Here is a 24,687-nt window from a genome sequence, read left to right on the forward strand (position 1 = left end):
ACCCACCCTCATGGACGTGCGACGGAGTCCTGGGGGAGAGGTAATACCAAGAAATAGACCTCCATCGCACCGCCTAACTTTTCTAAAAGTTCACGCGGCCCAATCACGGGAGAGAACGCTGAGTGTAACAACCTTGGCAATGAAGGGTGAGTTTCATCCCCCTTCATTGGAGCACGAATTCTTCCCGGGGCAGGTGGATCCAAATCAGCTGTGGCTGACCGGTTTCGCGGGCGATATCTTCGCCCTCGACCGTCTCATGCTCGTGCGTATCCTGATGATCGCCATCGTGGTGATCTTCTTCCTGATCGCTATGCGCAAGCCGAAGCTGGTTCCCCGCGGTATCCAGAACGTTGGCGAAATCGCTCTGGACTTCGTGCGGATCCACATCGCGGAGGAAATTCTAGGCAAGAAGGAAGGTCGCCGGTTCCTGCCGGTGATTGCGGCAATCTTCTTCACTGTCGTGGCTGCGAACCTGCCGACCCTCATCCCGTTCCTGAACATCTCCCCAAGCGCCCGTGTCGGCCTCCCGCTGGTACTGGCGCTTGTGGCATATGTGGTGTTTATCTACGCGGGTGTGAAGCGTTACGGGTTCGGTAAGTACATGAAGTCCTCGCTGGTCATTCCTGGCCTGCCGACCTTCATCCACTTCATTGTTGTACCGATCGAATTCTTCTCGACCTTCATCCTCCGTCCGGTAACCCTGACCATTCGTCTTATGGCCAACATGCTGGCCGGTCACATCATCCTCGTCATGCTTTTCAGCGCCACGAACTTCTTCTTCTGGCAGCTGAACGGCTGGTCGTTGGTGGCTGGCGGCACGATGGTCTTCGCGATCGCATTCTCGCTCTTCGAGCTCATGATCGTCTTCCTGCAGGCGTACATCTTCGCCCTGCTGACGGCTGTGTACATCGAGCTGAGCTTGCACGCGGACGCACACTAACCCCGGTTAGTAACTCTGAAATCTGAACAACTGAACCGATCGCCACAAACCACCCGCAACAAGCGGGAAGATCGGTCACCAGAAAGGTAATGGAAACCAAATGAACGACATCCTCTTCCTGGCTCAGGACACTGTCACCAAGTTCGAGGGCTTCGGCACCATCGGCTACGGCCTCGCAGCAATCGGTTCTGCAATCGGTGTGGGTAACGTCGCAGGCAAGACCGCTGAGGCTATGGCACGTCAGCCGGAGATGGCTGGCCAGCTGCGCACCACCATGTTCCTGGGTATCGCGTTCGCTGAGGCCCTGGCCCTGATTGGTTTCGTCGCCGGCTTCCTGTTCTAAGACAGTCCGCTCAAGAAGCGGTCGGGGATTGCTCGGGTTCTCAAGGCTCCTCCCCGCGAGGAGCCAGCGAACCGGCACCGATCGTGAGAAAAAGTTTTAAAAACTTAGGACTTTCAAGAACAACGCACTAAAGCGAAAGCTGGAGACTATGACGAACACCTTTTTCTTGGCAGCTGAGACGCTGCCGTTGGAAGAGCCGATTAACCCGCTCATTCCACCGCTTTATGACATCGTCTGGTCCATTATCCCGTTTGCCGTCATCCTGTTTGTCTTCGCGAAGGTCGTCCTTCCGAAGTTCCAGGAAGTGCTGACTCAGCGTGAGGACAAAATCGAGGGTGGCATTCAGCGTGCCGAGGCCGCCAAGGCCGAGGCTCAGGAAGCCCTCGAGAAGTACAACAAGCAGCTCGCAGAGGCACGCACCGAAGCGGCTCAGATCCGTGATGATGCTCGCTCCCAGGGGCAGAAGATCATCGCTGACATGAAGACGCAGGCAACCGAGGAGTCCAACCGCATCGTTGAGGCTGGTAACAAGCAGCTGGAGGCCAACCGCGCTTCCGTCGTTGCTGACCTTCGCAAGGAGATGGGGGAGAACTCCATCAACCTGGCTGAGCGCCTGCTGGGCGAGCAGCTGAACGATGACGTCAAGCGTTCGGGCACCATCGACAACTTCCTCGCCGGGCTGGACAACGTCGGCACCGCTGGGAAGTGATCGGTATGCACGCAGCGAGCCGCGAGGCATTTGAGCGACTCATCAAGACCTTGGACCAGGGTCTGAAGGAGTCTGATAACGCAGTAGGCAACGGAGCAACGACCGGCACCGAGCTTTTCGATGTCGTCGACGTCCTGGATCAGGAGCGCAGCCTGCGCGTCGCAATGGTCGACGCCGCTGCAACCCCGGAACAGCGTGTCGAACTCGTCAAGACCCTGCTGTCCGGCAAGGTCACGGCCTCTACTGAAGAGATCGTGTCCGCTGCGGTATCCCAAAACTGGTCAAACTCGCAGGACTTCCGGACCGGCCTGGAGCGTCTCGGCCGCCGAGCACTGCTTCGTTCGGCTGAGGCCCAGGGCCAGCTCGAGCGCGTCGAGGAAGAGCTGTTCTCCCTCGCCCGCATCCTCGAGCGCGAGTCCGAGCTCGAGCTTCTGCTCTCCGATCGAGCAGCAGCTGTGGACGACCGCCGTGATCTTCTCGCGAAGGTCATCTACGGCAAGGTCTCCTCGGTGACTGAAGCTCTGTCCCTGCAGGCAGTCGGTCGCGCCCGCAAGGCGCCGGTCGAGCTGTTGGATGACCTGTGCCAGGAGGCAGCTTCCCTCAACGGCTACGAGGTCGCGCGCGTTACCAGCGCCGGCCCGCTGTCCGAGGAGCAGAAGGCAAGCCTCTCCGAGAAGTTGCACAAGATTTATGGTCGCAAGATTGCGGTTCACACTGAGGTTGACTCCAGCCTCCTCGGCGGTGCCGTAGTCCGGGTCGGCGACGAAGTGATCGACGGAAGCACAGCTGGCAAGCTGGAGCGCATGCGTCGTTCCCTCGCATAACGACCGACCAAGCGAGAACACGAATTGCTGGAACACGAAACCGAGAGCAGGAAAAACATGGCGGAGCTGACGATCTCCTCCGATGAGATCCGTAGCGCGATTGCGAACTACACCTCGAGCTACTCCCCGGAGGCCTCCCGCGAGGAGGTCGGCGTGGTCACGACGGCAGCCGACGGCATTGCCAACGTGAGCGGCATGCCATCGGTGATGGCTAACGAGCTGCTCGAGTTCCCAGGCGGCGTCATTGGCGTCGCACAGAACCTGGACACCGACTCTGTCGGCGTCGTGGTCCTGGGCAACTACGAGACCCTTAAAGAGGGCGACGAGGTAAAGCGGACCGGAGAAGTCCTTTCCATTCCGGTCGGGGAGAACTTCCTCGGCCGCGTTATCAACCCACTGGGTGAGCCGATCGACGGCCTTGGCGACATCACCGACACGGAGGAGCGCGCACTTGAGCTGCAGGCTCCATCCGTCCTGATGCGTCAGCCAGTGAACGAGCCGATGCAGACCGGCATCAAGGCTATCGACGCAATGACGCCGATTGGCCGCGGTCAGCGCCAGCTGATCATTGGTGACCGTAAGACGGGTAAGACCTCCGTCTGCATCGACACCATCCTCAACCAGCGTGACAACTGGGAGTCCGGCGACCCATCGAAGCAGGTGCGCTGCATCTACGTTGCGATTGGTCAGAAGGGTTCGACCATCGCGTCGATCCGCCAGACCCTGGAAGAGCACGGCGCGCTGGAGTACACCACCATCGTTGCCGCACCGGCATCCGACTCCGCAGGCTTCAAGTGGCTCGCACCGTTCGCAGGTGCAGCCCTCGGCCAGCACTGGATGTACCAGGGCAAGCACGTCCTCGTCATCTACGATGACCTGACCAAGCAGGCTGAGGCCTACCGCGCGATCTCCCTGCTGCTGCGCCGCCCGCCGGGCCGCGAGGCATACCCAGGTGACGTGTTCTACCTGCACTCCCGTCTTCTCGAGCGTGCTGCAAAGCTGAACGACGAGCTGGGTGGCGGTTCCCTGACCGCACTGCCGATCATCGAGACGAAGGCAAACGACGTGTCTGCCTTCATTCCGACCAACGTTATTTCCATTACCGACGGTCAGGTCTTCCTTGAGTCTGACCTGTTCAACCAGGGTGTCCGCCCGGCAATTAACGTTGGTGTGTCCGTCTCTCGTGTCGGTGGTGACGCACAGACCAAGGGCATGAAGAAGGTGTCCGGTAACCTGCGTCTGGACCTGGCCGCATACCGCGACCTGGAGGCATTCTCTGCCTTCGCATCCGACCTGGATGACGCTTCCAAGGCTCAGCTGGAGCGCGGTGAGCGCCTCGTCGAGCTGCTGAAGCAGACCGAGCACGCGCCGCAGTCCGTCGAGCACCAGATGATCTCCATCTGGCTGGCCGGCGAGGGCGAGTTCGACGACGTCCCAGTTGAGGATGTCCGTCGCTTCGAGGCTGAGCTGATCGAGCACCTGCGCTCCAACGCATCTGGCGTCTTCGACCAGATCGCTGGCGGCACCCCGTTCACCGAGGAGTCCCAGGCGCAGCTGAAGCAGTCCACCAGCGAGTTCAAGCGTGGTTTCCAGACCACCGACGGCACCCCGATCATCCGGGAACCGGAGGCTCGCGCCATGGAGCAGGACGAAGTTAAGCAGTCCGAGATCACCGTTACCCGCAAGACCGTTTAAGGCCGCGGAAAGGGATCGACAAAGCACCATGACTAACTACGGACAAGAAGGGAGGCGGTAGCGCATGGCTAATCTTCGCGAACTCAGGTCACGTATCAAGTCCGTGAACTCGACCAAGAAGATCACCAAGGCCCAGGAGCTTATCGCCACCTCGAGGATCACGAAGGCGCAGGCTCGCGTCGACGCTTCGCAGCCTTACGCTCACGAGATCACCAAGGTGATCGAGCGTCTGGCGTCCGCCAGCTCCCTGGATCACAAGATGATCCGGGAGCCGAAGGATGCGAAGCGCGCAGCCATCCTCGTGGTTTCGAGTGACCGTGGCATGTGCGGTGGCTACAACAACAACGTCTTCAAGACCACTGCGGAGCTCCGCAAGCTGCTTGAGGACGAGGGCAAGGAAGTTGTTCTCTACATCCTTGGAAACAAGGGCGTGACCTATTACAACTTCCGCAACGAAGACATCAGTGGAGCGTGGACCGGGCACTCTCAGGACCCGGTTTACGCCGAAACCGCGAACCTGCGTAACCACCTGATCGGCGGCTTCCTCGCCGGTTCGGAGGGCACTGTCGACGTCGTCGACGGCGTTAACGCCGAGGGCGACCAGGTGCCGGGCTTCGACGAGGTCCACATGGTTTACACCGAGTTCCACTCGATGCTTTCCCAGGTGCCAAAGGCACACCGCCTACTGCCAATCAAGACTGTCGTCGAAGAGGAGAAGATGGAGCTGGGTTCCGACATGGTGTCGGACTCCGCAGACCAGGTCTCCGCTGAGGTGGATTTCGAACCGGACGCAGACACGCTTCTCGCGAACCTGCTTCCGCAGTACGTATCCCGCGGCATCTTCGCCGCGCTGCTCGAAGCAGCAGCCTCCGAGTCGGCCGCGCGTCGTACCGCTATGAGTGCGGCGACGGACAACGCGAGCGAGCTGGTGGAGAACCTGTCTCGTATCGCAAACCAGGCTCGCCAGGCGCAGATTACCCAGGAAATCACAGAGATCGTCGGTGGCGCGTCTGCGCTCGGCGATAGCGGAGAGAGTGACTAATAATGACTACAGCAATTCAGGAGCAGCAGAACTCTGCTGCACCGACTGCTGCCGGCCGCGTCGTTCGAGTGATCGGCCCGGTTGTCGACGTGGAGTTCCCGCGTGGGCAGCAGCCAGCACTATTCAACGCACTGCACGTCGAGGTTGACCTCGAGGCAGTTGCGAAGACCATTACCCTGGAGGTCGCACAGCACCTGGGTGACAACCTGGTGCGCACCGTCTCCATGGCCCCGACCGACGGCCTGGTCCGCGGTGCAGAGGTCAAGGACACCGGTAAGCCGATCTCCGTGCCAGTCGGCGACGTCGTCAAGGGCCACGTCTTCAACGCCCTGGGCGACTGCCTGGACGAGCCAGGTCTCGGCCGCGACGGCGAGCAGTGGGGCATCCACCGCGAGCCACCGGCATTCGACGAGCTCGAGGGTAAGACCGAGATCCTGGAGACCGGCGTTAAGGTCATCGACCTGCTGACCCCTTACGTCAAGGGTGGCAAGATTGGCCTCTTCGGTGGTGCAGGTGTGGGTAAGACCGTCCTGATTCAGGAGATGATTACCCGTATCGCCCGCGAGTTCTCCGGTACCTCCGTGTTCGCCGGCGTCGGCGAGCGTACCCGTGAGGGTACGGACCTCTTCCTCGAGATGGAGGAGATGGGCGTGCTCCAGGACACCGCCCTGGTGTTCGGCCAGATGGATGAGCCGCCGGGAGTCCGTATGCGCGTGGCTCTGTCCGGTCTGACCATGGCGGAGTACTTCCGCGATGTTCAGGGCCAGGACGTGCTGCTGTTCATCGACAACATCTTCCGTTTCACCCAGGCAGGTTCTGAGGTCTCCACGCTGCTCGGCCGCATGCCGTCCGCAGTGGGTTACCAGCCGACCCTGGCTGACGAGATGGGTGTTCTGCAGGAGCGCATTACCTCCACTAAGGGTAAGTCCATTACCTCCCTGCAGGCTGTCTACGTGCCGGCCGATGACTACACCGACCCGGCACCGGCGACGACCTTCGCCCACCTCGATGCAACCACTGAGCTGGACCGTGCGATCGCTTCCAAGGGTATTTACCCGGCAGTGAACCCGCTGACCTCCACCTCTCGTATCCTCGAGCCGGGCATCGTCGGCGAGAAGCACTACGAGGTTGCACAGCGCGTGATCAACATCCTGCAGAAGAACAAGGAGCTCCAGGACATCATCGCCATCCTTGGTATGGACGAGCTGTCTGAGGAGGACAAGATCACCGTCCAGCGTGCTCGTCGTATCGAGCGCTTCCTGGGCCAGAACTTCTTCGTCGCAGAGAAGTTCACGGGCATCCCGGGCTCCTTCGTTCCACTGGAGGAGACCATCGACGCCTTCGAGCGCATCTGTGATGGTGAGTTCGACGCTTACCCAGAGCAGGCCTTCAACGGCCTGGGTGGTCTGGATGACGTCGAGGCCGCCTACAAGAAGCTCACGGACAAGTAAGAGGAGCACACATGGCTGAGATTGCCGCTGAATTGGTGGCTGTGGAGAAGGCGTTGTGGTCTGGCACCGCAACGGCCGTCATCGCGGAGACCACCGAGGGCGAGATCGGCGTGCTTCCAGGTCACGAGCCACTGCTCGGCCAGCTGGTCGAGAATGGCGTCGTGATCATCCGGACCACTGAGGGTGAGAAGCTGGTGGCCGCGGTACAGGGCGGGTTCCTGTCCGTGTCCACCCAGAAGATCACCGTTCTCGCTGATAGCGCTGTGTGGGCCGATGAGGTCGACCAGGCTGATGCTGAGGCTCGGGTGCGTGAGGCGTCCTCCGAGGAGGAGAAGTCTCGCGCAGAGTCCGAGTTGCGCGCTGTGAAGCGTTCCAAGGAGAAGTAGACCGAGGTTTTCGGACTACCGGCCAAAGGCCACGTCGCGTGGGGTGACCCGCGCGGGGTGGCCTTTGTGCTTTTCGCCCTAAGGATGCGGTTTTCTCCCGCTGAGTGCGGAAGGCAGCCCACCGGTGGGAGGGAATTGTTAATATCCAGGCATGGGGCTAAATTTTGTTTAAGGTATTGCAGCCTTGAAACACTCCTGGTTTTCCTGCCCGCCGGGTTGGCGGGATGATGCGACGGCGAAGAGGCGGAAACGTTGACCACGATTCTTGTGCTTTTGGGAATTGTTCTTCTTCTGCTGCTCGTTGGCGTCATCCTGTGGCGCTTCTTCTACCTGCGGAGCGAAGGCTACCCCGTGCTGCTGCGTGCGCTTCCCGCCGAGGAGGCAAGGCACTGGCGACACGGGGTTTTGGTTTATTCGAGGACCTCGGCTCGGCTGTACAAGTTGCGCAGCCTGCGGCCCGGGTCGGACCTGGTATTGACCCGGTTGGGAACCACCGTGGTGTCCCGCCGGGACATTGTGGATAAGGAGCGCCCCTTCATCGAGGGCTACTGCCACGTGATGAAGATTTCCCACCGTGGCGAGGAGTACGAGATCGCCATCGACGAGCAGGGGGATAACGCCTTCGTCTCCTGGCTGGAGTCCGCGCCTTCAGAGCGCTGGGTGCGCACGACGCGATTCTCTTGAGTCTTCTTATCGTTTTCTACCCCGACCGGGGCTACCCGGGCGGGGTTTTTGCGTTGGCCAAAGAAAACCAAGCTGACCAGCTGCCCACCGCGCCGTCTGGAGAGAAGGGGTAAGACGAATAGCGAGGAGGTCCAGGTGGGTATCGACGTCACCACCGATAAGACCATCCGCCAGACACTGCCCCTGGGCATCGACCGGCTCTGCGATCGCCGCCTGTACCTCCACCACGGAGTGCTGACCACGACGCCCTATGAATAGCCCGTTGCCGCCTGCCGTGGGGTAGCGTTGGAAAAATGCGTCTCATCATCGCCACGTGTGCCGTCGACTACGTCGGTCGACTGGAAGCTCATCTGCCGCGCGCCGATCGCCTGATCATGGTGAAGGCGGACGGTGCGGTCTCCATCCATGCTGATGACCGGGCCTATAAGCCCCTGAACTGGATGACCCCACCCTGCACGACGACGGAATACCGCCGCGCGGAGGTACTCGCCGAGGCCACAGACGGCAAGGACCCCTTCCTCACACTTCCTGAGCTGGAGGACGAAGACGTCGAGGCCCTGTGGGTCGTCGAGAATCCGAAGGGCGAGCAGCTGCGCATCCAGCTCTTCGCGGTGCACTCCGACCAGAACTTTGACCTCGGCGAAGACCCGGGGCTGCAGAAGGACGGCGTGGAGGCCCACCTCCAGGAGCTGCTGGCCGAGCAGATCGAGATCCTGGGGGAGGGCTACTCCCTGGTGCGCCGCGAATACCCGACCCCCATCGGGCCGGTGGACATCCTCACCAAGGATGCGACGGGGGCGACCGTCGCTGTGGAGATCAAGCGCCGCGGGAACATCGACGGAGTCGAGCAGCTGACCCGTTACGTCGAGCTGCTCAACCGTGACGAGCTGCTTGCCCCGGTGACTGGTGTCTTCGCCGCCCAGGAGATCAAGCCTCAGGCCCGCACCCTGGCCGAAGACCGGGGAATTCGCTGCGTGACCTTGGACTATGCGGCGATGCGTGGCACCGATGATTCGGAGTTTCGGCTGTTCTAGGCCCCGGTGCTCATGGGGTCGAAGCGTCCCAGTCGGCCGGGGGATTGGGCGCGGTCACCCCGCGGTCGGAAGCCGTTACTATGGAGGGCATGACTGTACCGCACGATCCTTCCTCCCAGCCGGCCTCTCGTCCGCAGAGCGGCGCCCCGCAGGCGCAGCCATCCTCCCCTCGGCAGCCGCAGGCGCCGCAGCGTTTTGTTTCGGGGGCGATTGACCTGGGGACGGTGAAGCAGCAGGCCGTGCAGCGCGAGAAGCACGCACAGCAAGCAGCGGAAGCTGGAGTGAGCGTGGACTACGTCGCCCGATCGGCGGACGTCACCCCGGAATCCTTCGAGCAGGACCTGGTGGTCCGCTCCACCCAGGTTCCGGTGATCCTCCTGGTGGGTAGTGCCCGCTCGGAGGCCAGCGCAGAGCTGAAGAACTTCTTCGCCCGCCTGGTGGAGATCCCGGATGTGCCGCAGGAGCAGCTGAAGTGGGTATTCCGCTACATCGACGCCGATGCGGTGCCGGAGATGGCCCAGGCGCTCGGGGTACGCGGCGTGCCCACGGTGCTCGCCCTGGTGGCTGGCCGCCCAGCGACGTCCTTCCAGGGAGCCCAGCCGCAGGAGCAGGTGGAGCAGTGGCTGGAGTCGGTGATCCAGGCCGTCGACGGTAAGCTGCCGGGCCTGCCTGCGGATTCGGGGGCCGCCGCTGAAGAACAGGACTCCCGCCTCGATGAGGCTGCGTCCCTCATTGAACAGGGGCAGATCCAGGAAGCGATCGCCGCCTACGACGCCATCCTCGCCGACCCGAACACCGACCCCGAGCTCGCGGCGACGGCACGGGCCGCACGTGCCAATGCCATCCTCGCGGAACGCGCCGGGGATCCGGCGGCGGGGGAGCAGGCGCTGGAGAAGGTCGCGGCAGAACCGGGCGACGTCGACGCCGCGATGGCCGCCGCCGAGCTGCTCGCCCTGCGCGGTGAGAAGGCCCAGGGCTTCGACGTTCTCGTCACCGCGATGCGCCACACCGCGGGCGAGGAGAAGGACCGCGCGAAGCAGCAGCTGCTGCAGCTCTTCGAGCTTTATGATGCCGCCGATCCGGAGGTCATCGCGGCCCGCACGAACATGGCCAGCGCCCTGTTCTAGAACCGCGGTTATCCGCCGGAGTAACCCGATCCGATCCCACGAGCCCCTGAGGTAACGAGAACCACCATGCAACGCAATGTCATTTCCACCCCGGAAACCCAGCCGGCGGCGCCGGAGGACCTGATCCTGGACATGCGCGGTGTATCGCTGCGCCGGGGCGGCAACGAGATCCTGCACGAGCTGGACTGGCAGGTCGAGCTTGACGAGCGCTGGGTCATCATGGGGCCCAACGGCGCCGGGAAGACCTCCCTGATGCGCTTGGCCAGCGCGCAGCTTTTCCCGACGACCGGCACTGTGGACATCATCGGCGAACGATTGGGCTCCTCCGACGTCCGCGACATCCGCACCGCCGTCGGAATGTCCAGCTCTGCCCTGGCTCACCGCATCCCGGACGACGAGGTGGTCTCGGACATCGTCATCTCCGCGGGCTACGACGTCATGGGACGGTGGCGGGAGGCCTACGACGAGATGGACTACGAGCAGGCCGTCAACACCCTCGAGGTCGTGGGGGCGTATCACCTGGCCGACCGCACGTGGGGCACGCTGTCTGAGGGAGAGCGCAAGCGCACCCTCATCGCGCGCGCCTTGATGACCGACCCGGAGCTGTTGCTGCTCGATGAGCCGGGTGCCGGGCTGGACCTCGGTGGCCGCGAAGATCTGATCGAGCTGCTCAGCCAGATCGCGATGGATCCGGATTCCCCGGCGACCGTGTTGGTCACCCACCACGTGGAGGAGATCCCGCCGGGATTCACCCACGGGATGCTGCTGGACGAAGGCCACATCGTGGCCCAGGGCCTGTTGACCGACATCATGACCAGCGAGAACCTCACCAAGGCCTACCACCAGCCCATCGAGGTTAAGCAGGAGGACGGCCGCTGGTTCGCCCGCCGTCTTCGTCGCGGTGGAGCCCACCGGGCGCGGGATTAGCTAGAGTCTTTTAAGTACCGATTTAGGTTGAAAGCGAGGTCCGGCTCGAGATGGGATTTGCAGAGCAGTTGGGTCCGGTAGAGCCACGGCATGCCTCCACGGTCATTCTGCTGCGTGACACGCTATCCGGCCCGGAGGTCTACGTGCAGGAGCGCGCGTCAACCATGGCGTTCTGCGCGGAGATGACTGTCTTCCCGGGTGGTGGGGTGGATGCTCGCGATATGCCCGGTGACGTCGACGGCGACGGGGTGGACTCGCCCGATGTGCGCTGGTCCGGCCCGGACGTTCGTTGGTGGGCCCACCGTCTGCGCAAGGATCCCGCGATTGCCCGCGCCCTCGTGTGTGCCGCGGTGCGCGAGACCTTCGAGGAGGCAGGCACGCTCCTGGCCTCCAATGAGGACGGAGATATTGTCGCGGACACCACGCGCTTCCAGCACGAGCGCCAGGAGCTGGAGAATCACCTACTCCCGTTTTCTACGTTCATGGACCGGCACAAGCTGATCCTGCGGGCCGATCTGCTGCGCCCCTGGGCGAATTGGGTGACCCCAGAGGGGCAGCCGATCCGCTACGACACGGCATTTTTCGTCGCCCGTCTGCCGGAGGGGCAGGACACGACCGGGGACACGCGGGAGGCCACGTCCACGGGCTGGTTCCGCCCGTCAACGCTGCTCGACGGGTGGCGTTCCCGGAAGATTAGCCTGATGCCCCCGACGTGGGCGCAGCTGAAGCTGCTGAGCACCTTCCGCACGGTCGACGAGGTCATGGACTTCTCGTCGGGACTTTCGGTGGACCCCGTGCTGGACGAGCCGATCGACGAGCCCTATATGGCCGAGTACTACCTCATGGAATCCAAGATGTACGGTCGCCCGAAGCGCGTCTTCGCCCCGGGGATGAAGTTTGCGGTGGACCCGGCGGAGCTGCCGGAGCACCCGTTCGAGCACCGTCCGGGCTCCTATCTGCAGTAGGTCGCGGTTGTCTTTTAGCTTTGAGGAGCTTCAGTGGCTCCAGTCCTCTCCCGACGCCGGCACCGCCATCGCGCAGGCCGGCGAGCTTGAGCTCAGCCAGCGCAGCGTGGTGTCCGATATGGCAGCGTTGCGCAAAGCCTGGGGTGAACATGCCCGCGCAGTGGCCGAGCTGGTCGAAGCCCGCCGGATTGTGGCGGTGAAGCTACCTGGGGAACTCGCGGCCGGGTGGTGGACCGATAAGGACGCCGCCCAGCAGTCCACCCCGCTGACCGTGGCTCGCTTCCGTGCTCGGCACCTCGCAGCACTGGGGGTGGAGGCGGCTCGTGACGTCACTTGTTCGGTGGGGACCGAGCTTGTGGCGCTTAAGGATGCCGGGCTCACGTGCAGCGGCTCCGACATTGACCCGGTTCGGGTGGCGATGGCCCGCACAAACTGCCCGGGCGTCGAGGTGCGGGTGGCCGATGCCCTCGAGCCCTGGGGAGGGACACCGGAGGAGAAGCCGGTGATCCTTGCGGACCCGGCTCGACGCAACTCCTCGGGGCGGATTCACCGGCTCGAAGACATGCAGCCCCCGGTTAGCAGCCTGGTCGCGACCTATCCCGGCCACGAGTTGATGGTGAAACTCGCCCCGGGAGTGGACTTCGCCGAGCTCGAGGACTGGGCCGGCCAGGTGGACGTCATCAGCGTGGACGGGCAAGCCAAGGAGGCCTGTGCCTTAACCGCCGGGCTGGTGTCCCCGGAAGCCCGGGATAGCGAGGGGTTGGCGCGCCGGGCTGTGGTGATCAGCACCAGCAGTCAGGGGGACAGCGTGGACGCCCTGGCCAGCTGGGAGCCGGAGCTGTCAGAAGACGACGTCGCAGCACGCGCGGGGCAGCCTGGCCGGTACATCATGGAACCGGATGCAGCGATCATTCGCGCTGGGCTGGTGCGCCACTTCGCGGCCCGGGAGGGGCTGTGGCTGGTGGACCCGAACCTGGCTTATGTCACGGGGGACCACATCCCGGCGGGCATGCGGGCCTTCGAGGTGTTGGATACCGTGCCTGTCAAGCAGTTGCGCAAGACTTTGCAGCAACGAGGAGTCGGCAAGCTGGAGATCCTCGTGCGCGGGGCGGATATCAATCCCGACCAGCTGCGCGCGAAGCTGAAGCTGAAGGGCAAGGGCGAGGCGACGGTCGTCATCGCGCGGCTGGGGGAGCGGAATTCGACGCAGCGCGGGGGCGGGGTGAGCAGCGGGGTGGTGGCCTATATCTGCCGCGCGGTAGCCCCCGACAAGCCTTAATTCTGCGAATTCGCTGCCGGTTGGCGCAAAGCGCGGGCGCGGGGTGTGCCGGTTGGGTAGAACGGACGGTGACACGCCCAGCCCGCATGGCGGGGTGGTTCTAGAAAAATATTAATGTGTTGTGGCGAAGCTCACGTTTTTCAAGCTAAGCTGAACTGGAAACCAACACGCAATCACGAAAGGCCAACGCATGTCGAACATCGTTGTTCTGGTTAAGCAGGTGCCGGATACGTACTCCGAGCGCAAGCTCCGTGAGGACGACTTCCGTCTGGACCGTGACAGCGCCGACGCTGTTCTCGATGAGATCAACGAGAACGCTGTCGAGGCTGCACTCCAGCTGAAGGAAGCAGACTCCTCCCGCAACGTCATCGTGCTCTCCGTGGGTCCGACCCGCGCGACCGAGGCGCTGCGCAAGGCACTGTCCCTGGGCTGCGACGAGGCAATCCTGGTCACCGATGAGGGCCTCGAGGGCTCCGACGTCCTGGGTACCGCCTGGACGCTGAGCAACGCGCTCAACCAGATCGAGGACATTGAGCTCATCATCGCTGGTAACGCCTCCACCGACGGTGTTGCTGGTGCCATTCCAGGCCTGCTGGCCGAGTACCGCCAGATCCCGGCTCTGACCCACATGGAGGAGCTGGCTGTCGAGGGCGGCACCGTCACCGGTAAGCGCGTCACCGAGGAGGGCATCTTCGGCCTCGAGGCGCCGACCCCGGCTATCGTCTCCGTCACGGAGAAGGCCAACACCCCGCGCTTCGCCGTCTTCAAGGGCATCATGGCCGCAAAGAAGAAGGAGATTAAGGAGCTCAGCCTCTCCGACATCGGCGTCGACCCGGCGAACGTCGGCGGCGGCAACGCAACCTCTTCGGTCGCTGGCGTCACGCCGAAGCCACCGAAGTCCGCCGGTGAGAAGATCACCGATGAGGGCGACGGCGGCAAGAAGCTCGTCGAGTTCCTCGCCAAGGAAAAGCTGATTTAGCTCACCGCTTTTCACGTTCCATAACCCGACATTCCCTGCCACATTAGGAAAGAGGAAAATCCATGACCAACGTATTGGTACTGGTTGATCACGTTGAAGGTGAGCTGCAGAACACCACTCGCGAGCTCATCACCGCTGGTCGCGTATTCGGCCAGGTCGGCGCCGTCGTTGTTGGCAAGCCGGGCACCGCTGAGGGCCTGAAGTCCGAGCTGGCTGCTGCTGGCGCGGAGACCATCTACGCTGCCGAGTCCGACGAGGCTGACTCCCTGCTCATCACCCCGTCCGTCGACGCCCTCTCCGGGCTCGCCGCTCACCTGCAGGTTCCGGTCCTGGTCTCTGCTTCCGCTACCGGCAACGAGGTTGCTGGCCGCGTGTCCGCACGCGTGGGCTCCGGTGCGGTCTACGGCATCACCGAGATCGATGCCGAGCGCAACGCTAAGAAGCCGGTCTTCGGTGGCGAGTACATCGTCGACTCCGGTGCCGCAGGCGTGGCCCCGGTCTTCACCTGGCAGGCCGGCTCCATCGATCCGGAGCCGCAGGACGCTGCCGGTGAGATCCAGGCAGTCGAGCTGCCGGGCGCTGGCCCGACGGCTGTGAAGATCACCAGCTTCGCTCCGGCTGAGGCCGGCGACCGTCCGGACCTGGCTGAGGCGAAGATCGTCGTCTCCGGTGGTCGTGGCGTGGGCGGCTCCGAGGGCTTCACCGACGTTGTCGAGCCACTGGCCGACGCGCTCGGCGGTGCCGTTGGTGCATCCCGTGCCGCAGTCGACGCGGACTACTACCCGGGCAAGTTCCAGGTCGGCCAGACCGGTGTCACCGTGTCCCCGAACCTGTACATCGCACTGGGCATTTCCGGTGCTATCCAGCACAAGGCTGGTATGCAGACCTCCAAGACCATCGTTGCGGTCAACAAGGATGACGAGGCATCGATCTTCGAGATCGCAGACTTCGGTATCGTTGGTGACCTCTTCGACGTTGCCCCGCAGGCAACCGAGGAGATCAAGAACCGTTAAGGTTCCCGAATCCAATCAGCTGCCCTGAGCGCAGCTAAAAAATAAAAAGCCGGTGTTTCCCGTTATGACGGAGCACCGGCTTTTTTATATCCGTCCATAGTGTGCCTAAGAGCTTTGGGAAGCAGTAAATACCACTTCGAGTTGAGGGGACTTTTTAAGATGTGGGCACGACGTTCAGTTGGGGCCATTCTGGCGTTTGTGGTGGGGGCGATCCTCGCTGTAGCGGTTCCCGTTGGGGTAGCCAACGCCGATATCGACAAGCCAAAGAAGCAGCGAGTACACCTGGTCATGGACTCATCCGGGTCGATGGCGGAGAAGATCGACGGCGGGAAAACCCGGATTGATGCAGCCAAGGACGCCCTGAACTCCCTGGTCGATTCAACACCGGAGGAGACCGAGCTGGGGTTGCGGGTGTACGGCGCGAATGACAAGAACAAAGGCAGCGAAGAATCCTGCCGTGATTCCGAGCTGGTGGTCCCGATTGCGACGGGGAATCGCGAGGACCTCTCGAAGGCCATCGAGGGGTACAGCCCAGCCGGGTGGACCCCGATCTCTTATGCCCTGAAGGAAGCCGGCAAGGACATCGGCAAGCCAGGGGAGGATGAAGAAAACACCATCGTCCTGGTCTCCGACGGCGAGGAAACCTGCGTCCCGGACCCCTGCGACGTCGTCGATGAACTTCAGAAGCAGGGCATCAACGTGACCATCAATGTGGTGGGCATGAACGTGGATGGCAAGGCGCGCAATCAGCTGCAGTGCATCGCGAAGAAGGGCAACGGAAAGTACTACTCGGCAGATAACGCCGATGAGATCAAGACAGCCATCGAGGAAGCTGCGATGCGCACGGGCCAGGCCTTCCAACTGGACGGGGACCCCATCACCGGCGGGGACTCCCGATCTGAGGCCCCCGACATGAGGCCGGGAACCTACCTGGACAAGTTCGGTTTCAACGAGACGCGCTGGTACCGCGTGCCGAAGCAGGCCAAGGATTCCGTGGTCTGGGCAGGTGCCGCGATGAGCCTGGCGGAAACTGACAAAGAACACGGCTCCATCACCGTCGAACTGGTCGATCCCACCAGCGAAGAAAAATGCGCCCGAGAATCCGGCTATGGGCACAGCAGCGGCCCCGAGGGTCTGCTGGCCACCAGCCTATCTAGCAGGGAGTGCGAAGACGCCGACAACCTGCTGCTGAAAGTCACCACGGAGGTCAAGGGCGAAGGCGAGCTCCCGGTGCGGATCCACTTGGAGGAGCGTGGCGCGGTCCAAAACCTCGACGAGCTGCCAGAAGCCGCCAAGGCACCCGAATGGGAGGAAATGGAGGCAGAAAAGGCGCCGGAAGGCACGTCCTACGGCGGTGACTCCTTCGGGAACGCCAAGGTCATCGAGCCTGGCGCCCACAACATCGCGGTGACGATGGGCGAAAGCCAGGTGTTCGCCGTGGATCTGGACTGGGGGCAGCACGTACAGGTGCAGACCGACCTGGAAACGGTGCAGAAGCGCTTCATGGCATGGAACACGAGGGTGCTTTCTCCCTTCGGAAGCGATGCCCTCGTTAACGACACTGATAGCTCGGACTTCGGCAGCGGCAAGAGCGTCAGCCTCAAGGCCCGGACTTACCCGATCCGTTACAAGAACAGCGGTGAGATCTACCCGAACGAGAACTCGCTGCCGGGCCGCTACTTCATCATCGTCTCGGGCGGCGAGCGGGAGGACACGGCCGATAAGCACGGGGAGGCCAAAGGCACGATGACCGTGGAGGTCCTGGACAAGGCTGGCGAGGGGGCGCCGGAGTTTGCCTCCTTCGACAAGGATCTGGGCGAAGAGCAGGATGACGGCGCTGCAGATGCCAAGAATGTGGCCGCAGAGCAGGAAGACGATGGGATGAGCTGGCCCATGATCGGAGCCGCCGGGGTAGGGATCATCGCCCTGCTGGCAGCCATCGTATTGGCGGTGACGGGCCGGAAGAAGTCCTAACCCAGCTTTTATATCGAGCGCAAAAATACTCGTGCGCTCGATGATTGTGCTCCAGTTTGGGGTGTCTGCCACAATGTGACGCACGACATAGGCGCGCTGAAGGCGCGCCACCCCTCACTGGAAAGGACGTGGGCATGCAGTCAGCCCTCGGGCTCACCATCGCTGGGCTCGCCATCATCTTCCTCACCGTCGCAATTCTGATTCGCGGCAAGGTGAGTCCGATCGTGCCCATGGCCCTCATCCCAGCGATCGGAGCCCTGATCCTGGGCTATAGCTTTGAGGAACTCTCCGACTTCTTCAGCGACGGGCTGAAATCCGTCATGAGTGTGGTCGTGATGTTCATCTTCGCGATCATCTTCTTCGGAATCATGCAGGACGTCGGGCTGTTCACGCCCGTGATTCGAGCGCTGATCAAGGGCACCAGGGGTAATCCTGTCTTCATCACGCTGGGAACCGCGGCCATTGGCGTGGTCGCCCACCTCGACGGCTCTGGCTCGACGACCTTCCTGCTGACGATTCCCGCGTTGCTGCCGCTATATAAGGCGATGCACATGAGCCGCTACACACTGCTGATGATCGTCGCGCTGGCGGCGTCGGTGATGAACATGGTCCCGTGGGCAGGCCCGGTGGGGCGCGCGGGCTCGGTCATCGCACAGGACCCGCACGATATTTGGATCCACCTGCTGCCAGCCCAGGGCATCGCGCTGCTCGGAGTGTTCGCAGTGGCCGGGGTCCTCGGCGTCCTCGAGCTGCGCCGCGCCCGCAAGCGCAGCGCGCAGACGGTTGCTGCCGGGGCAGATACCCCAAGCCCGGCCAACATCGACGTCGAGAAGATGGCCGCCAACTTCGCAGAGAACCAGCGCCAACAGCAGGCGGAGATCGGCCTGTCCTTCCGCACTGGCAGGGCGGTGACGGTGATCAACATCGTGCTGATCCTCGCGGTGCTGGTCGTGCTGCTGGCGGGCCTGCTGCCGCCGGCCCCGGCCTTCCTCATCGCCACCACCGTGGCCATGCTGGTGAACTGCCAGAACAAGGAGGCTCAGACCGGGGTGCTTAACCGGCACGCACCGAATGCGCTCTCCATGGCCGGTGTGATCATCGCGGCCGCCATGTTCCTGGGGGTGCTCAACGGCAGCGGCATGCTCGAGGAGATCGCCCTGCAGCTCATCGCGATTATGCCTGAGGGAGTGGGGCAGTACCTGCACATCATCGTCGCGTTCTTCGGCGTCCCACTGGACCTTCTCACGTCCACCGACGCCTACTACTTCTCGGTGCTGCCCATCGTTCAGGAGACTGCTGCGAACTTCGGTGTGAGCGGCATGGGGGCTGCCGCAGCGCTCATCGTGGGTAATGTCATCGGCACCTTCGTCTCCCCGTTCTCGCCGGCGCTGTGGCTGGCGCTCGGCCTGGCGGAGGGGCAGATGGGCCACTATCTCAAGCGCGCACTGCCGGTGGTCTGGGCATTCTCCATCGTGTTGGTTGCCATTTGCTGGGGCATGGGGATGTTCGCCTAGCCTGCCAGGGGCTATGTCACACTAGAAACCATGACAAGCCAGCCCCGCATCTACGCCGACCACGCCGCCTCGAGCCCGTTACGCCCGGAGGCAGCCGCGGCGATGCGGGAGGCAGAATCCGCGCTCAATCCAGCCGGCCAGTACCGCACCGGCCGGGACGCCCGGCGGTTGCTGGAGGAAGCTCGCGAGCAGATCGCCGAGCTCCTCGGCGCCGACCCTGTGGAGGTGATCTTCACCGCCTCGGGCACGGAGGCCGACAACATCGCCGTGCAGGGGCTGGCCTTCGGCTCCCGGAAGCTGCACCCGACTGCCGGGGACATCATCGCTCCTGGCATCGAGCACCCGGCGGTGGGGGAATCCATTGACTGGCTGTGCGCTGGACCGCTACCCCTGGGGTACCGCCGGGTCGAGCTGCCCGTGGACGAACACGGAGTCGTTGATCTTGAAGCGGCCGAGGAGATCGGCGTCCTAAAAAACATGGCTCCCGAGCAGACGGCGCTGATCACCTGCATGTGGGCGAATAACGAGACCGGGAACATCCAGCCGGTCGGCGAACTTGCCACGATCGCGTCGGACAAGGGAGTGCCCATGCACGTGGATGCCGTGCAGGCAGCGGGGAGGGTGCCGATCGACTTCCACGGCCTCGGGGTCGCCACCCTCGCAGCGAGCGCGCACAAGTTCGGCGGGCCGCGCTCGACCGGGGTGTTGCTCGCGCGCCGGGATGCGAAGATCCTCTCGCCGTTGAAGGGCGGGAACCAGGAACGCGGGCTGCGCTCTGGGACCGTCAACGTCCACGGGGCGGTGGGCACCGCAGCAGCACTGGCGGCGGCACATCGGGATATGGCTGCGGAGAACGAGCGGCTACGGAACATCCGCGAGCGGGTGCTGGAGGCCGTCCGTGGCATCGAGGGGATAAAAGTGTGGACCCACGAACCCTCGTTGCCCAGCCACCTGCACCTGAGCATCCCCGGTGCGGAGGGGGATAGCCTCATCATGCTGCTGGACGCTGCGGGGGTGGATGCCTCCACGGGTTCGGCGTGCGCGGCCGGGGTGAACCGCGCCAGCCACGTGCTCGCCGCCATGGGAGTGGACGTGGAGGTGGCCCGAGGTGCCCTGCGGCTGACCTTCGGCGCGGAGACCACGATGGCGGACGCTGAACGCATCGCCGAATTGTTGCCACGCGTGGCCGAGCAGGCTCGCGCCGCCGGAATGGCCTAAGCCCGCTAAACCCGAGTAGGGTGCCACCCATGCGAGTAGTAGCAGCAATGAGCGGTGGTGTGGATTCGGCGGTCGCGGCCGCCCGGGCACTCGAAGCAGGCCACGAGGTTATCGGCGTGCACCTGGCGCTGTCCCAATCCCCGGAGGCCGTGCGCGCCGGTTCCCGTGGCTGCTGCTCCCTGGAGGATTCCGCAGACGCCCGGCGGGTCGCCGACAAGCTCGGCATCCCCTTCTACGTCTGGGACTTCTCCGACCGCTTCAAGGCCGATGTGATCGATAACTTCGTGGACTCCTACGCCATCGGCGAGACCCCGAATCCGTGCCTGCGCTGCAACGAGAAGATCAAGTTCGAAGCCCTGCTGGACCGCTCCATCGCGCTGGGTTTCGACGCCGTGGTCACCGGCCACTACGCGCAGCTCCACGACGGCGTGCTGCGCCGGGGCGTGGACGCGGACAAGGACCAGTCTTATGTCCTCGGCGTGCTGACCGACGAACAGCTGGCACACTGCATGTTCCCGGTCGGGGACACCGTCAAGCCCGAGATCCGCGAAGAGGCCGCCGACGCCGGCTTCGGGGTCGCCAATAAGCCAGATAGCCACGACATCTGCTTCATCCCGGATGGTCGCACTCAGGCATTCCTGGGTTCGAAGATCGGCCTGCGTCCCGGCCTGGTACGGGATACCGGCGGGGAGACGGTGGCGGAGCACGACGGCGTATACGGCTTCACCGTTGGTCAGCGCAAGGGGCTCGGCCTGCCGCGCGAAACCCTCGACGGCCGCCCACGCTATGTCACGGATATCGACGCCCACACGGGTACCGTCACCGTTGGCACCCGGGAGGACCTGCGGGTCGGCGGGATCATCGCCGACCGCCTCAAGCGGCTCGATCCGGAGGTACACGGCCGCGAATTCGACTGCGAGGTGCAGGTGCGCGCCCACGGCGGGGTGGTTCCCGCCCGCGCCCGGCTCGTCGACGACCCAGCCCCGGTCACCCCGGCGGGTCGCGTGAAGGAGGCCGACGAGCTGCCGTGGCGCCTGGAGCTGGAGCTGCTGCAGCCACTGGAGGGCGTGGCGCGCGGCCAGGCCGCCGTGGTCTACCGCCCCGACGAGGCCGGCGACATCCTGCTGGGCTCCGGCACCATCCGCGCGACCACCGCCCTAGGGGCCCCGATTGAGGAACAGCCCGCACCCGGCACCGTCGGCGCGGTGGACGCCGACGCCATCGAACAGGGCGAGGACGCCCAGCGATGACACGTCTCGGCTGGTGGGAGTCCTTCGCCACGACCCACCCGGACCAGAACAGTGCCCTGGAGGCCGCGCTTCTCCGCGGCGTCGATGTGGATGAGGATACCGGCGCGCCGGGCGGGATCTCCCTGCCCCGCATCCAGCCTGCAGGCGAGCCCGGCGTCAAGGACGTCGCGCTGGACGTCACCGCCCTGACCGCCGGTTTCGCGCAGCTCAACCTCGCCGCGAACCCGCGGGGCTGGGAGATTAGCCACGGGGCCAGCCTGATCGGTCGCCAGACCCGGTCTTATCTCTCGGAGCTCCGAGACCTGGTGCCCGCGGTGCTCGCCGAACGTCGGGCCCCACGGATCATGCTGAACGCCGCCGGGCCCTGGAGCTTTGGCGCCACTGTGGAGCTGGCGGGCCACCCCATCGTTGCCGACCGGCCCGCATTCCGGGAGATCGCCCTCACGTTGGGGGCAGGGCTGGCAGAGACCGCCGATTGGATGGCCAGCGCGACCGGCTCGGAGGTGCTCATTGGTCTCCACGAGCCTGCCGTGCCGCAACTACTGGCCGGGCTGGCCGGGGCCACGCGCTGGGATCGGCTGGCCCCGGTGGACCCCGAGCACATCTTGGGCGTGTGGCAGCGGCTGCTCGGCCAGTTGCCCGAGGGCGTGGGAGCCGTGCTGCACGAGTGCCCGCCCGAGCTGTTCCGCGACATCCCCCAGGTGGGCTTTGACCGCGTCGGGGTGGCCGCCGGGCACCTGTTCGGCGAGCAGTCCACCTCGGAGCTCAAGGACGCCATTGGATACAGCGTCGGGGCGGGCCAGGGGATCGGCATCTGCCTGCCGCGCCCCACAGAGCCGCAGGGAGCCGCGGCGATCGAGGACAGTGCCGCCACGTACGCGGGTGCCGTCCAGCGCCTGTGGCAGCAGTGGAGCTTCCCCGCAGAGCGGCTAGTCCAGCAGGTTGACCTCTGCGCGATCACCCCGGGGCTGGACGAGGTCGCGGTGAGCCCTGCCGTTGCAGCCACCTGGTCGGCGACCGCGCGGATCGCCGCACGCAACCTCGCTGCAGGCTAAGCCTCACCCAGCAGGGCAGCCCAGGAACGACCAGGCTCGCAGCAGCGAAGTGTTGATCCCAGCGCTCCGGGACTAGTCCTCCTCGGCGTCGCCCTCGTCAGCGTGGCCTGGCCCCTCGCTCAGCAGCTTGTGGAAGCCGGCCTCGTCGAGCACCGGAATACCCAGCTCCTCGGCCTTCGTGAGCTTCGAGCCGACTTTGGCCCCGGCGACCAGATAATCCGTCTTCTTCGACACGCTGCCGGTCGCCTTCCCGCCGCGGGACTCGATGGCCTCCTTCGCGCTGGAACGGTCGAAATCCTCCAGCGTGCCCGTGACAACGATGCTCAACCCGGCCAGCAGGTCGGCCTGAATAGACCCGGCCGCGTCGGCGGAAGGCTGCTCGGTGACGTCCTGCTCCATCCGCACCCCAGCGGCCGCCCAGGCATCGACGATCTCCTTATGCCAGGAGACCGCAAACCAGTCGCGGACGGATTCGGCGATGATGGGCCCCACCCCGTCGACGGTGGACATCGTCTCCACATCGGCGGCGGCGACGTCCGGAATGGAACCGTAGTGATTGGCCAGGGCCTTCGCCGCGGTCGGTCCGACGTGTCGGATGGACAGGGCGACGATGACGCGCCACAGGTCGACCTCCTTGGCCGCCGCGAGCGTCGTCAGCAACGTCTCACCTTGCTTATTCAGCGCGCCGGACTTCGTCGTATACGCGTCCGTGCGGCGCAGATCCTCCTCCGTGAGCGAGAACAGGCCCGTCTCGTCCGGCAGCACGCCGGAATGGATGAGGTCATAGGCCGCCTTCTCGCCGAGGGCGTCGATGTCGAAGGCCCCGCGGCCGGCGATGTAGGTCAGGCGGGTGTGCAGCTGGCCGGGGCAGTAGCGGGTATTCGGGCAGCGCCAGTCCGCATCCTCTCCTCGGGCCGGGGCCAGGGGAGTGCCGCACTCCGGGCACAGACTGCTGAAGAGGAACTCCCGCTCCGCACCACTCCGGGCGTCCTCCACCGGGCCGAGCACCTCCGGGATGACCTCCCCGGCCTTGCGGATCATGATCTCATCACCCAGGCGCACGCCCTTGCGGTGGGCCTCGGAAGGGTTGTGCAGGGTCGCCATGGTCACGGTGGAGCCCGCGACGTATTTCGGCTCCATCACCGCATACGGGGTCGCCCGGCCGGTGCGCCCGATCCCTAGGCGGATGTCGTGCAGCCGGGTGCGGGCTTCCTCCGGTGGGTACTTATAGGCGATCGCCCAGCGCGGGGCGCGGCTGGTCGTGCCGAGCCGCTGCTGGGACTGTGTATCGTCCACCTTGATGACGAGCCCATCCATCTCGTGGTCCGCATCGTGGCGGTGGTCCGCCCAGTAGGTGACCTGCTCCAGCACTTCCTTGGCGCTGTGCACCTGCTTGGTGTACGGGCTCACCGGCAGGCCCCAGGCAGCCAGCGCTTCGTAGGCCGCGTGCTGGGAGTCCGGGGTGAAGCCCTCGCGGGCGCCGATGCCGTGACAGATCAGGCGCAGCGGGCGGCGCGCGGTCTCTGCCGGGTCCTTCTGGCGCATCGCTCCGGCCGCGGCGTTGCGCGGATTCGCAAACATTTTCAGCCCCTCCGCCTGGCGCTGGGCGTTCATCTTCGCGAAGTCCTCGACGCGGATGAACACCTCGCCGCGGATCTCCACGAGCTCCGGCACTGGGAAGTCCTCGGAGGGCTGCAGGCGCGCCGGGATATCGGAGAGGGTGCGGGCATTGTGGGTGATGTCCTCGCCGGTCGTGCCGTCGCCGCGGGTGAGAGCGAGCTCCAGGACGCCGTTACGGTAGAGCAGGTTGATCGACGCGCCGTCGATCTTCAGTTCGGTGAGGTAGGCCTTGGCCGGGGTGCGCTCCAGCCAGGAGGAAAGCTGCTCGGTGTCGAAGACGTTATCGAGCGAGAGCATCGGCTCCTGGTGGTCCACGTTGCGAAACGGGCTGGACTCAGGAGGGGCCGGGGCGACCTCGGTGGTGGGGCTGGGGCCGGTTACCGCCTCGGGGTGGGTGTTTTCGAACTCCTGAAGTTGGGTGAGCAGGGCGTCGAACTCGGCGTCGGAGATCTCCGGATTGCCGTAGTAGTACACCTCGCGGTGGTGCCTGACCTGGTCCGCGAGGGACTGCCACTGCTGGCTCAGCTCTGCAAGCGCAGGATCTGCGGCTCCGGGGTTGGCGGCGGGCGAGGAATCGGAATCGTATTGAGTGCTCACGGGTTCCAAGTCTATCGAGGATCCGCTCTGGCCTGTCTGGTGCTCCGGTTAGAGTAAGGAT

The 24,687-nt window shown here is 64.3% G+C and carries 22 protein-coding genes and 1 pseudogene; 22 read left to right on the plus strand and 1 reads right to left on the minus strand.

The genetic code is table 11. From position 1 onward, the window contains the following. Window positions 1-139: 139 nt before the first annotated feature. From atpB to QP997_RS03110, 22 genes and pseudogenes are all read left to right on the plus strand, one after another. Complete coding sequence (gene atpB / locus QP997_RS03005; RefSeq protein WP_012359961.1) at window positions 140-940, plus strand: F0F1 ATP synthase subunit A; 801 nt, start codon at window positions 140-142, stop codon at window positions 938-940. A gap of 100 nt (window positions 941-1,040) precedes the next feature. Beyond that, the gene (locus QP997_RS03010; protein ID WP_012359962.1) at window positions 1,041-1,283 is read left to right on the plus strand and encodes an ATP synthase F0 subunit C; all 243 of its coding nucleotides are present in this window, start codon (window positions 1,041-1,043) and stop codon (window positions 1,281-1,283) included. A 148-nt stretch (window positions 1,284-1,431) separates the two neighbouring features. Then, window positions 1,432-1,992, plus strand: coding sequence for a F0F1 ATP synthase subunit B (locus tag QP997_RS03015; protein ID WP_012359963.1), 561 nt, complete (start codon window positions 1,432-1,434; stop codon window positions 1,990-1,992). Window positions 1,993-1,997: 5 nt separating this feature from the next. Continuing rightward, complete coding sequence (locus tag QP997_RS03020) at window positions 1,998-2,816, plus strand: F0F1 ATP synthase subunit delta (RefSeq protein WP_284846164.1); 819 nt, start codon at window positions 1,998-2,000, stop codon at window positions 2,814-2,816. Window positions 2,817-2,873: 57 nt separating this feature from the next. Continuing rightward, window positions 2,874-4,511, plus strand: a complete 1,638-nt coding sequence (atpA, locus tag QP997_RS03025; RefSeq protein ID WP_012359965.1) for a F0F1 ATP synthase subunit alpha — start codon at window positions 2,874-2,876, stop codon at window positions 4,509-4,511. Window positions 4,512-4,575: 64 nt separating this feature from the next. After that, window positions 4,576-5,553 (plus strand): F0F1 ATP synthase subunit gamma, encoded by a 978-nt coding sequence (locus tag QP997_RS03030; protein ID WP_284846165.1) that lies wholly within the window; start codon window positions 4,576-4,578, stop codon window positions 5,551-5,553. 2 nt (window positions 5,554-5,555) lie between these two features. After that, complete coding sequence (gene atpD / locus QP997_RS03035) at window positions 5,556-7,004, plus strand: F0F1 ATP synthase subunit beta (RefSeq protein ID WP_012359967.1); 1,449 nt, start codon at window positions 5,556-5,558, stop codon at window positions 7,002-7,004. A gap of 11 nt (window positions 7,005-7,015) precedes the next feature. Next, window positions 7,016-7,390: a F0F1 ATP synthase subunit epsilon gene (locus QP997_RS03040; RefSeq protein WP_070759292.1), complete on the plus strand. Its 375-nt coding sequence runs from the start codon at window positions 7,016-7,018 to the stop codon at window positions 7,388-7,390. Between the two features lie 252 nt (window positions 7,391-7,642). Continuing rightward, window positions 7,643-8,074, plus strand: a complete 432-nt coding sequence (locus QP997_RS03045; RefSeq protein ID WP_141759456.1) for a DUF2550 domain-containing protein — start codon at window positions 7,643-7,645, stop codon at window positions 8,072-8,074. 48 nt (window positions 8,075-8,122) lie between these two features. Further along, window positions 8,123-8,332, plus strand: a complete 210-nt coding sequence (locus QP997_RS03050) for a hypothetical protein (RefSeq protein WP_284846166.1) — start codon at window positions 8,123-8,125, stop codon at window positions 8,330-8,332. Window positions 8,333-8,367: 35 nt separating this feature from the next. Next, the gene (gene nucS / locus QP997_RS03055; RefSeq protein WP_284846167.1) at window positions 8,368-9,108 is read left to right on the plus strand and encodes an endonuclease NucS; all 741 of its coding nucleotides are present in this window, start codon (window positions 8,368-8,370) and stop codon (window positions 9,106-9,108) included. A gap of 89 nt (window positions 9,109-9,197) precedes the next feature. Continuing rightward, window positions 9,198-10,235 (plus strand): tetratricopeptide repeat protein, encoded by a 1,038-nt coding sequence (locus QP997_RS03060; RefSeq protein WP_284846168.1) that lies wholly within the window; start codon window positions 9,198-9,200, stop codon window positions 10,233-10,235. A gap of 132 nt (window positions 10,236-10,367) precedes the next feature. Next, window positions 10,368-10,874, plus strand: a pseudogene (locus QP997_RS09930) (ABC transporter ATP-binding protein); the annotation flags it as partial. Between the two features lie 338 nt (window positions 10,875-11,212). Beyond that, entirely contained in the window at window positions 11,213-12,127 is a 915-nt protein-coding gene (locus tag QP997_RS03070; RefSeq protein ID WP_070760874.1) for an NUDIX hydrolase, read from the plus strand. A gap of 7 nt (window positions 12,128-12,134) precedes the next feature. Further along, a complete protein-coding gene (locus QP997_RS03075; protein WP_284846169.1) occupies window positions 12,135-13,406 on the plus strand; it encodes a THUMP-like domain-containing protein in 1,272 nt (423 codons plus the stop codon). Between the two features lie 190 nt (window positions 13,407-13,596). Next, on the plus strand, window positions 13,597-14,385 hold the full coding sequence (locus tag QP997_RS03080; protein ID WP_070759303.1) for an electron transfer flavoprotein subunit beta/FixA family protein: 789 nt from the start codon (window positions 13,597-13,599) through the stop codon (window positions 14,383-14,385). Window positions 14,386-14,447: 62 nt separating this feature from the next. Further along, complete coding sequence (locus QP997_RS03085) at window positions 14,448-15,398, plus strand: electron transfer flavoprotein subunit alpha/FixB family protein (RefSeq protein ID WP_148792145.1); 951 nt, start codon at window positions 14,448-14,450, stop codon at window positions 15,396-15,398. A gap of 159 nt (window positions 15,399-15,557) precedes the next feature. Continuing rightward, window positions 15,558-17,372 carry a vWA domain-containing protein gene (locus tag QP997_RS03090; RefSeq protein ID WP_284846170.1) on the plus strand — a complete coding sequence of 605 codons (1,815 nt, stop codon included), beginning with the start codon at window positions 15,558-15,560 and terminating at the stop codon, window positions 17,370-17,372. Window positions 17,373-17,506: 134 nt separating this feature from the next. Beyond that, window positions 17,507-18,886 (plus strand): SLC13 family permease, encoded by a 1,380-nt coding sequence (locus QP997_RS03095; RefSeq protein WP_284846171.1) that lies wholly within the window; start codon window positions 17,507-17,509, stop codon window positions 18,884-18,886. Between the two features lie 30 nt (window positions 18,887-18,916). After that, a complete protein-coding gene (locus QP997_RS03100; RefSeq protein WP_284846172.1) occupies window positions 18,917-20,104 on the plus strand; it encodes a cysteine desulfurase family protein in 1,188 nt (395 codons plus the stop codon). Between the two features lie 29 nt (window positions 20,105-20,133). Then, window positions 20,134-21,354 carry a tRNA 2-thiouridine(34) synthase MnmA gene (gene mnmA / locus QP997_RS03105; RefSeq protein WP_070759309.1) on the plus strand — a complete coding sequence of 407 codons (1,221 nt, stop codon included), beginning with the start codon at window positions 20,134-20,136 and terminating at the stop codon, window positions 21,352-21,354. After that, a complete protein-coding gene (locus QP997_RS03110; protein WP_284846173.1) occupies window positions 21,351-22,409 on the plus strand; it encodes a uroporphyrinogen decarboxylase/cobalamine-independent methonine synthase family protein in 1,059 nt (352 codons plus the stop codon). The genes mnmA and QP997_RS03110 overlap by 4 nt, the downstream gene beginning before the upstream one ends. Window positions 22,410-22,481: 72 nt before the next feature. Here the strand turns inward: QP997_RS03110 and ligA are convergent, their stop codons facing one another. Beyond that, window positions 22,482-24,626 (minus strand): NAD-dependent DNA ligase LigA, encoded by a 2,145-nt coding sequence (ligA, locus tag QP997_RS03115; RefSeq protein ID WP_284846174.1) that lies wholly within the window; start codon window positions 24,624-24,626, stop codon window positions 22,482-22,484. Window positions 24,627-24,687: the final 61 nt, after the last annotated feature.

It is taken from the genome of Corynebacterium sp. MSK039 (assembly GCF_030232315.1).
Classification (GTDB): Bacteria; Actinomycetota; Actinomycetes; order Mycobacteriales; family Mycobacteriaceae; genus Corynebacterium.

Coding starts and splice junctions, on each gene's coding strand:
- atpB (WP_012359961.1), top strand. CDS start 140: ATGAAGGGTGAGTTTCATCCCCCTTCATTGGAGCACGAATTCTTCCCG.
- QP997_RS03010 (WP_012359962.1), top strand. CDS start 1,041: ATGAACGACATCCTCTTCCTGGCTCAGGACACTGTCACCAAGTTCGAG.
- QP997_RS03015 (WP_012359963.1), top strand. CDS start 1,432: ATGACGAACACCTTTTTCTTGGCAGCTGAGACGCTGCCGTTGGAAGAG.
- QP997_RS03020 (WP_284846164.1), top strand. CDS start 1,998: ATGCACGCAGCGAGCCGCGAGGCATTTGAGCGACTCATCAAGACCTTG.
- atpA (WP_012359965.1), top strand. CDS start 2,874: ATGGCGGAGCTGACGATCTCCTCCGATGAGATCCGTAGCGCGATTGCG.
- QP997_RS03030 (WP_284846165.1), top strand. CDS start 4,576: ATGGCTAATCTTCGCGAACTCAGGTCACGTATCAAGTCCGTGAACTCG.
- atpD (WP_012359967.1), top strand. CDS start 5,556: ATGACTACAGCAATTCAGGAGCAGCAGAACTCTGCTGCACCGACTGCT.
- QP997_RS03040 (WP_070759292.1), top strand. CDS start 7,016: ATGGCTGAGATTGCCGCTGAATTGGTGGCTGTGGAGAAGGCGTTGTGG.
- nucS (WP_284846167.1), top strand. CDS start 8,368: ATGCGTCTCATCATCGCCACGTGTGCCGTCGACTACGTCGGTCGACTG.
- QP997_RS03060 (WP_284846168.1), top strand. CDS start 9,198: ATGACTGTACCGCACGATCCTTCCTCCCAGCCGGCCTCTCGTCCGCAG.
- QP997_RS03070 (WP_070760874.1), top strand. CDS start 11,213: ATGGGATTTGCAGAGCAGTTGGGTCCGGTAGAGCCACGGCATGCCTCC.
- QP997_RS03080 (WP_070759303.1), top strand. CDS start 13,597: ATGTCGAACATCGTTGTTCTGGTTAAGCAGGTGCCGGATACGTACTCC.
- QP997_RS03085 (WP_148792145.1), top strand. CDS start 14,448: ATGACCAACGTATTGGTACTGGTTGATCACGTTGAAGGTGAGCTGCAG.
- QP997_RS03090 (WP_284846170.1), top strand. CDS start 15,558: ATGTGGGCACGACGTTCAGTTGGGGCCATTCTGGCGTTTGTGGTGGGG.
- QP997_RS03095 (WP_284846171.1), top strand. CDS start 17,507: ATGCAGTCAGCCCTCGGGCTCACCATCGCTGGGCTCGCCATCATCTTC.
- QP997_RS03100 (WP_284846172.1), top strand. CDS start 18,917: ATGACAAGCCAGCCCCGCATCTACGCCGACCACGCCGCCTCGAGCCCG.
- mnmA (WP_070759309.1), top strand. CDS start 20,134: ATGCGAGTAGTAGCAGCAATGAGCGGTGGTGTGGATTCGGCGGTCGCG.
- QP997_RS03110 (WP_284846173.1), top strand. CDS start 21,351: ATGACACGTCTCGGCTGGTGGGAGTCCTTCGCCACGACCCACCCGGAC.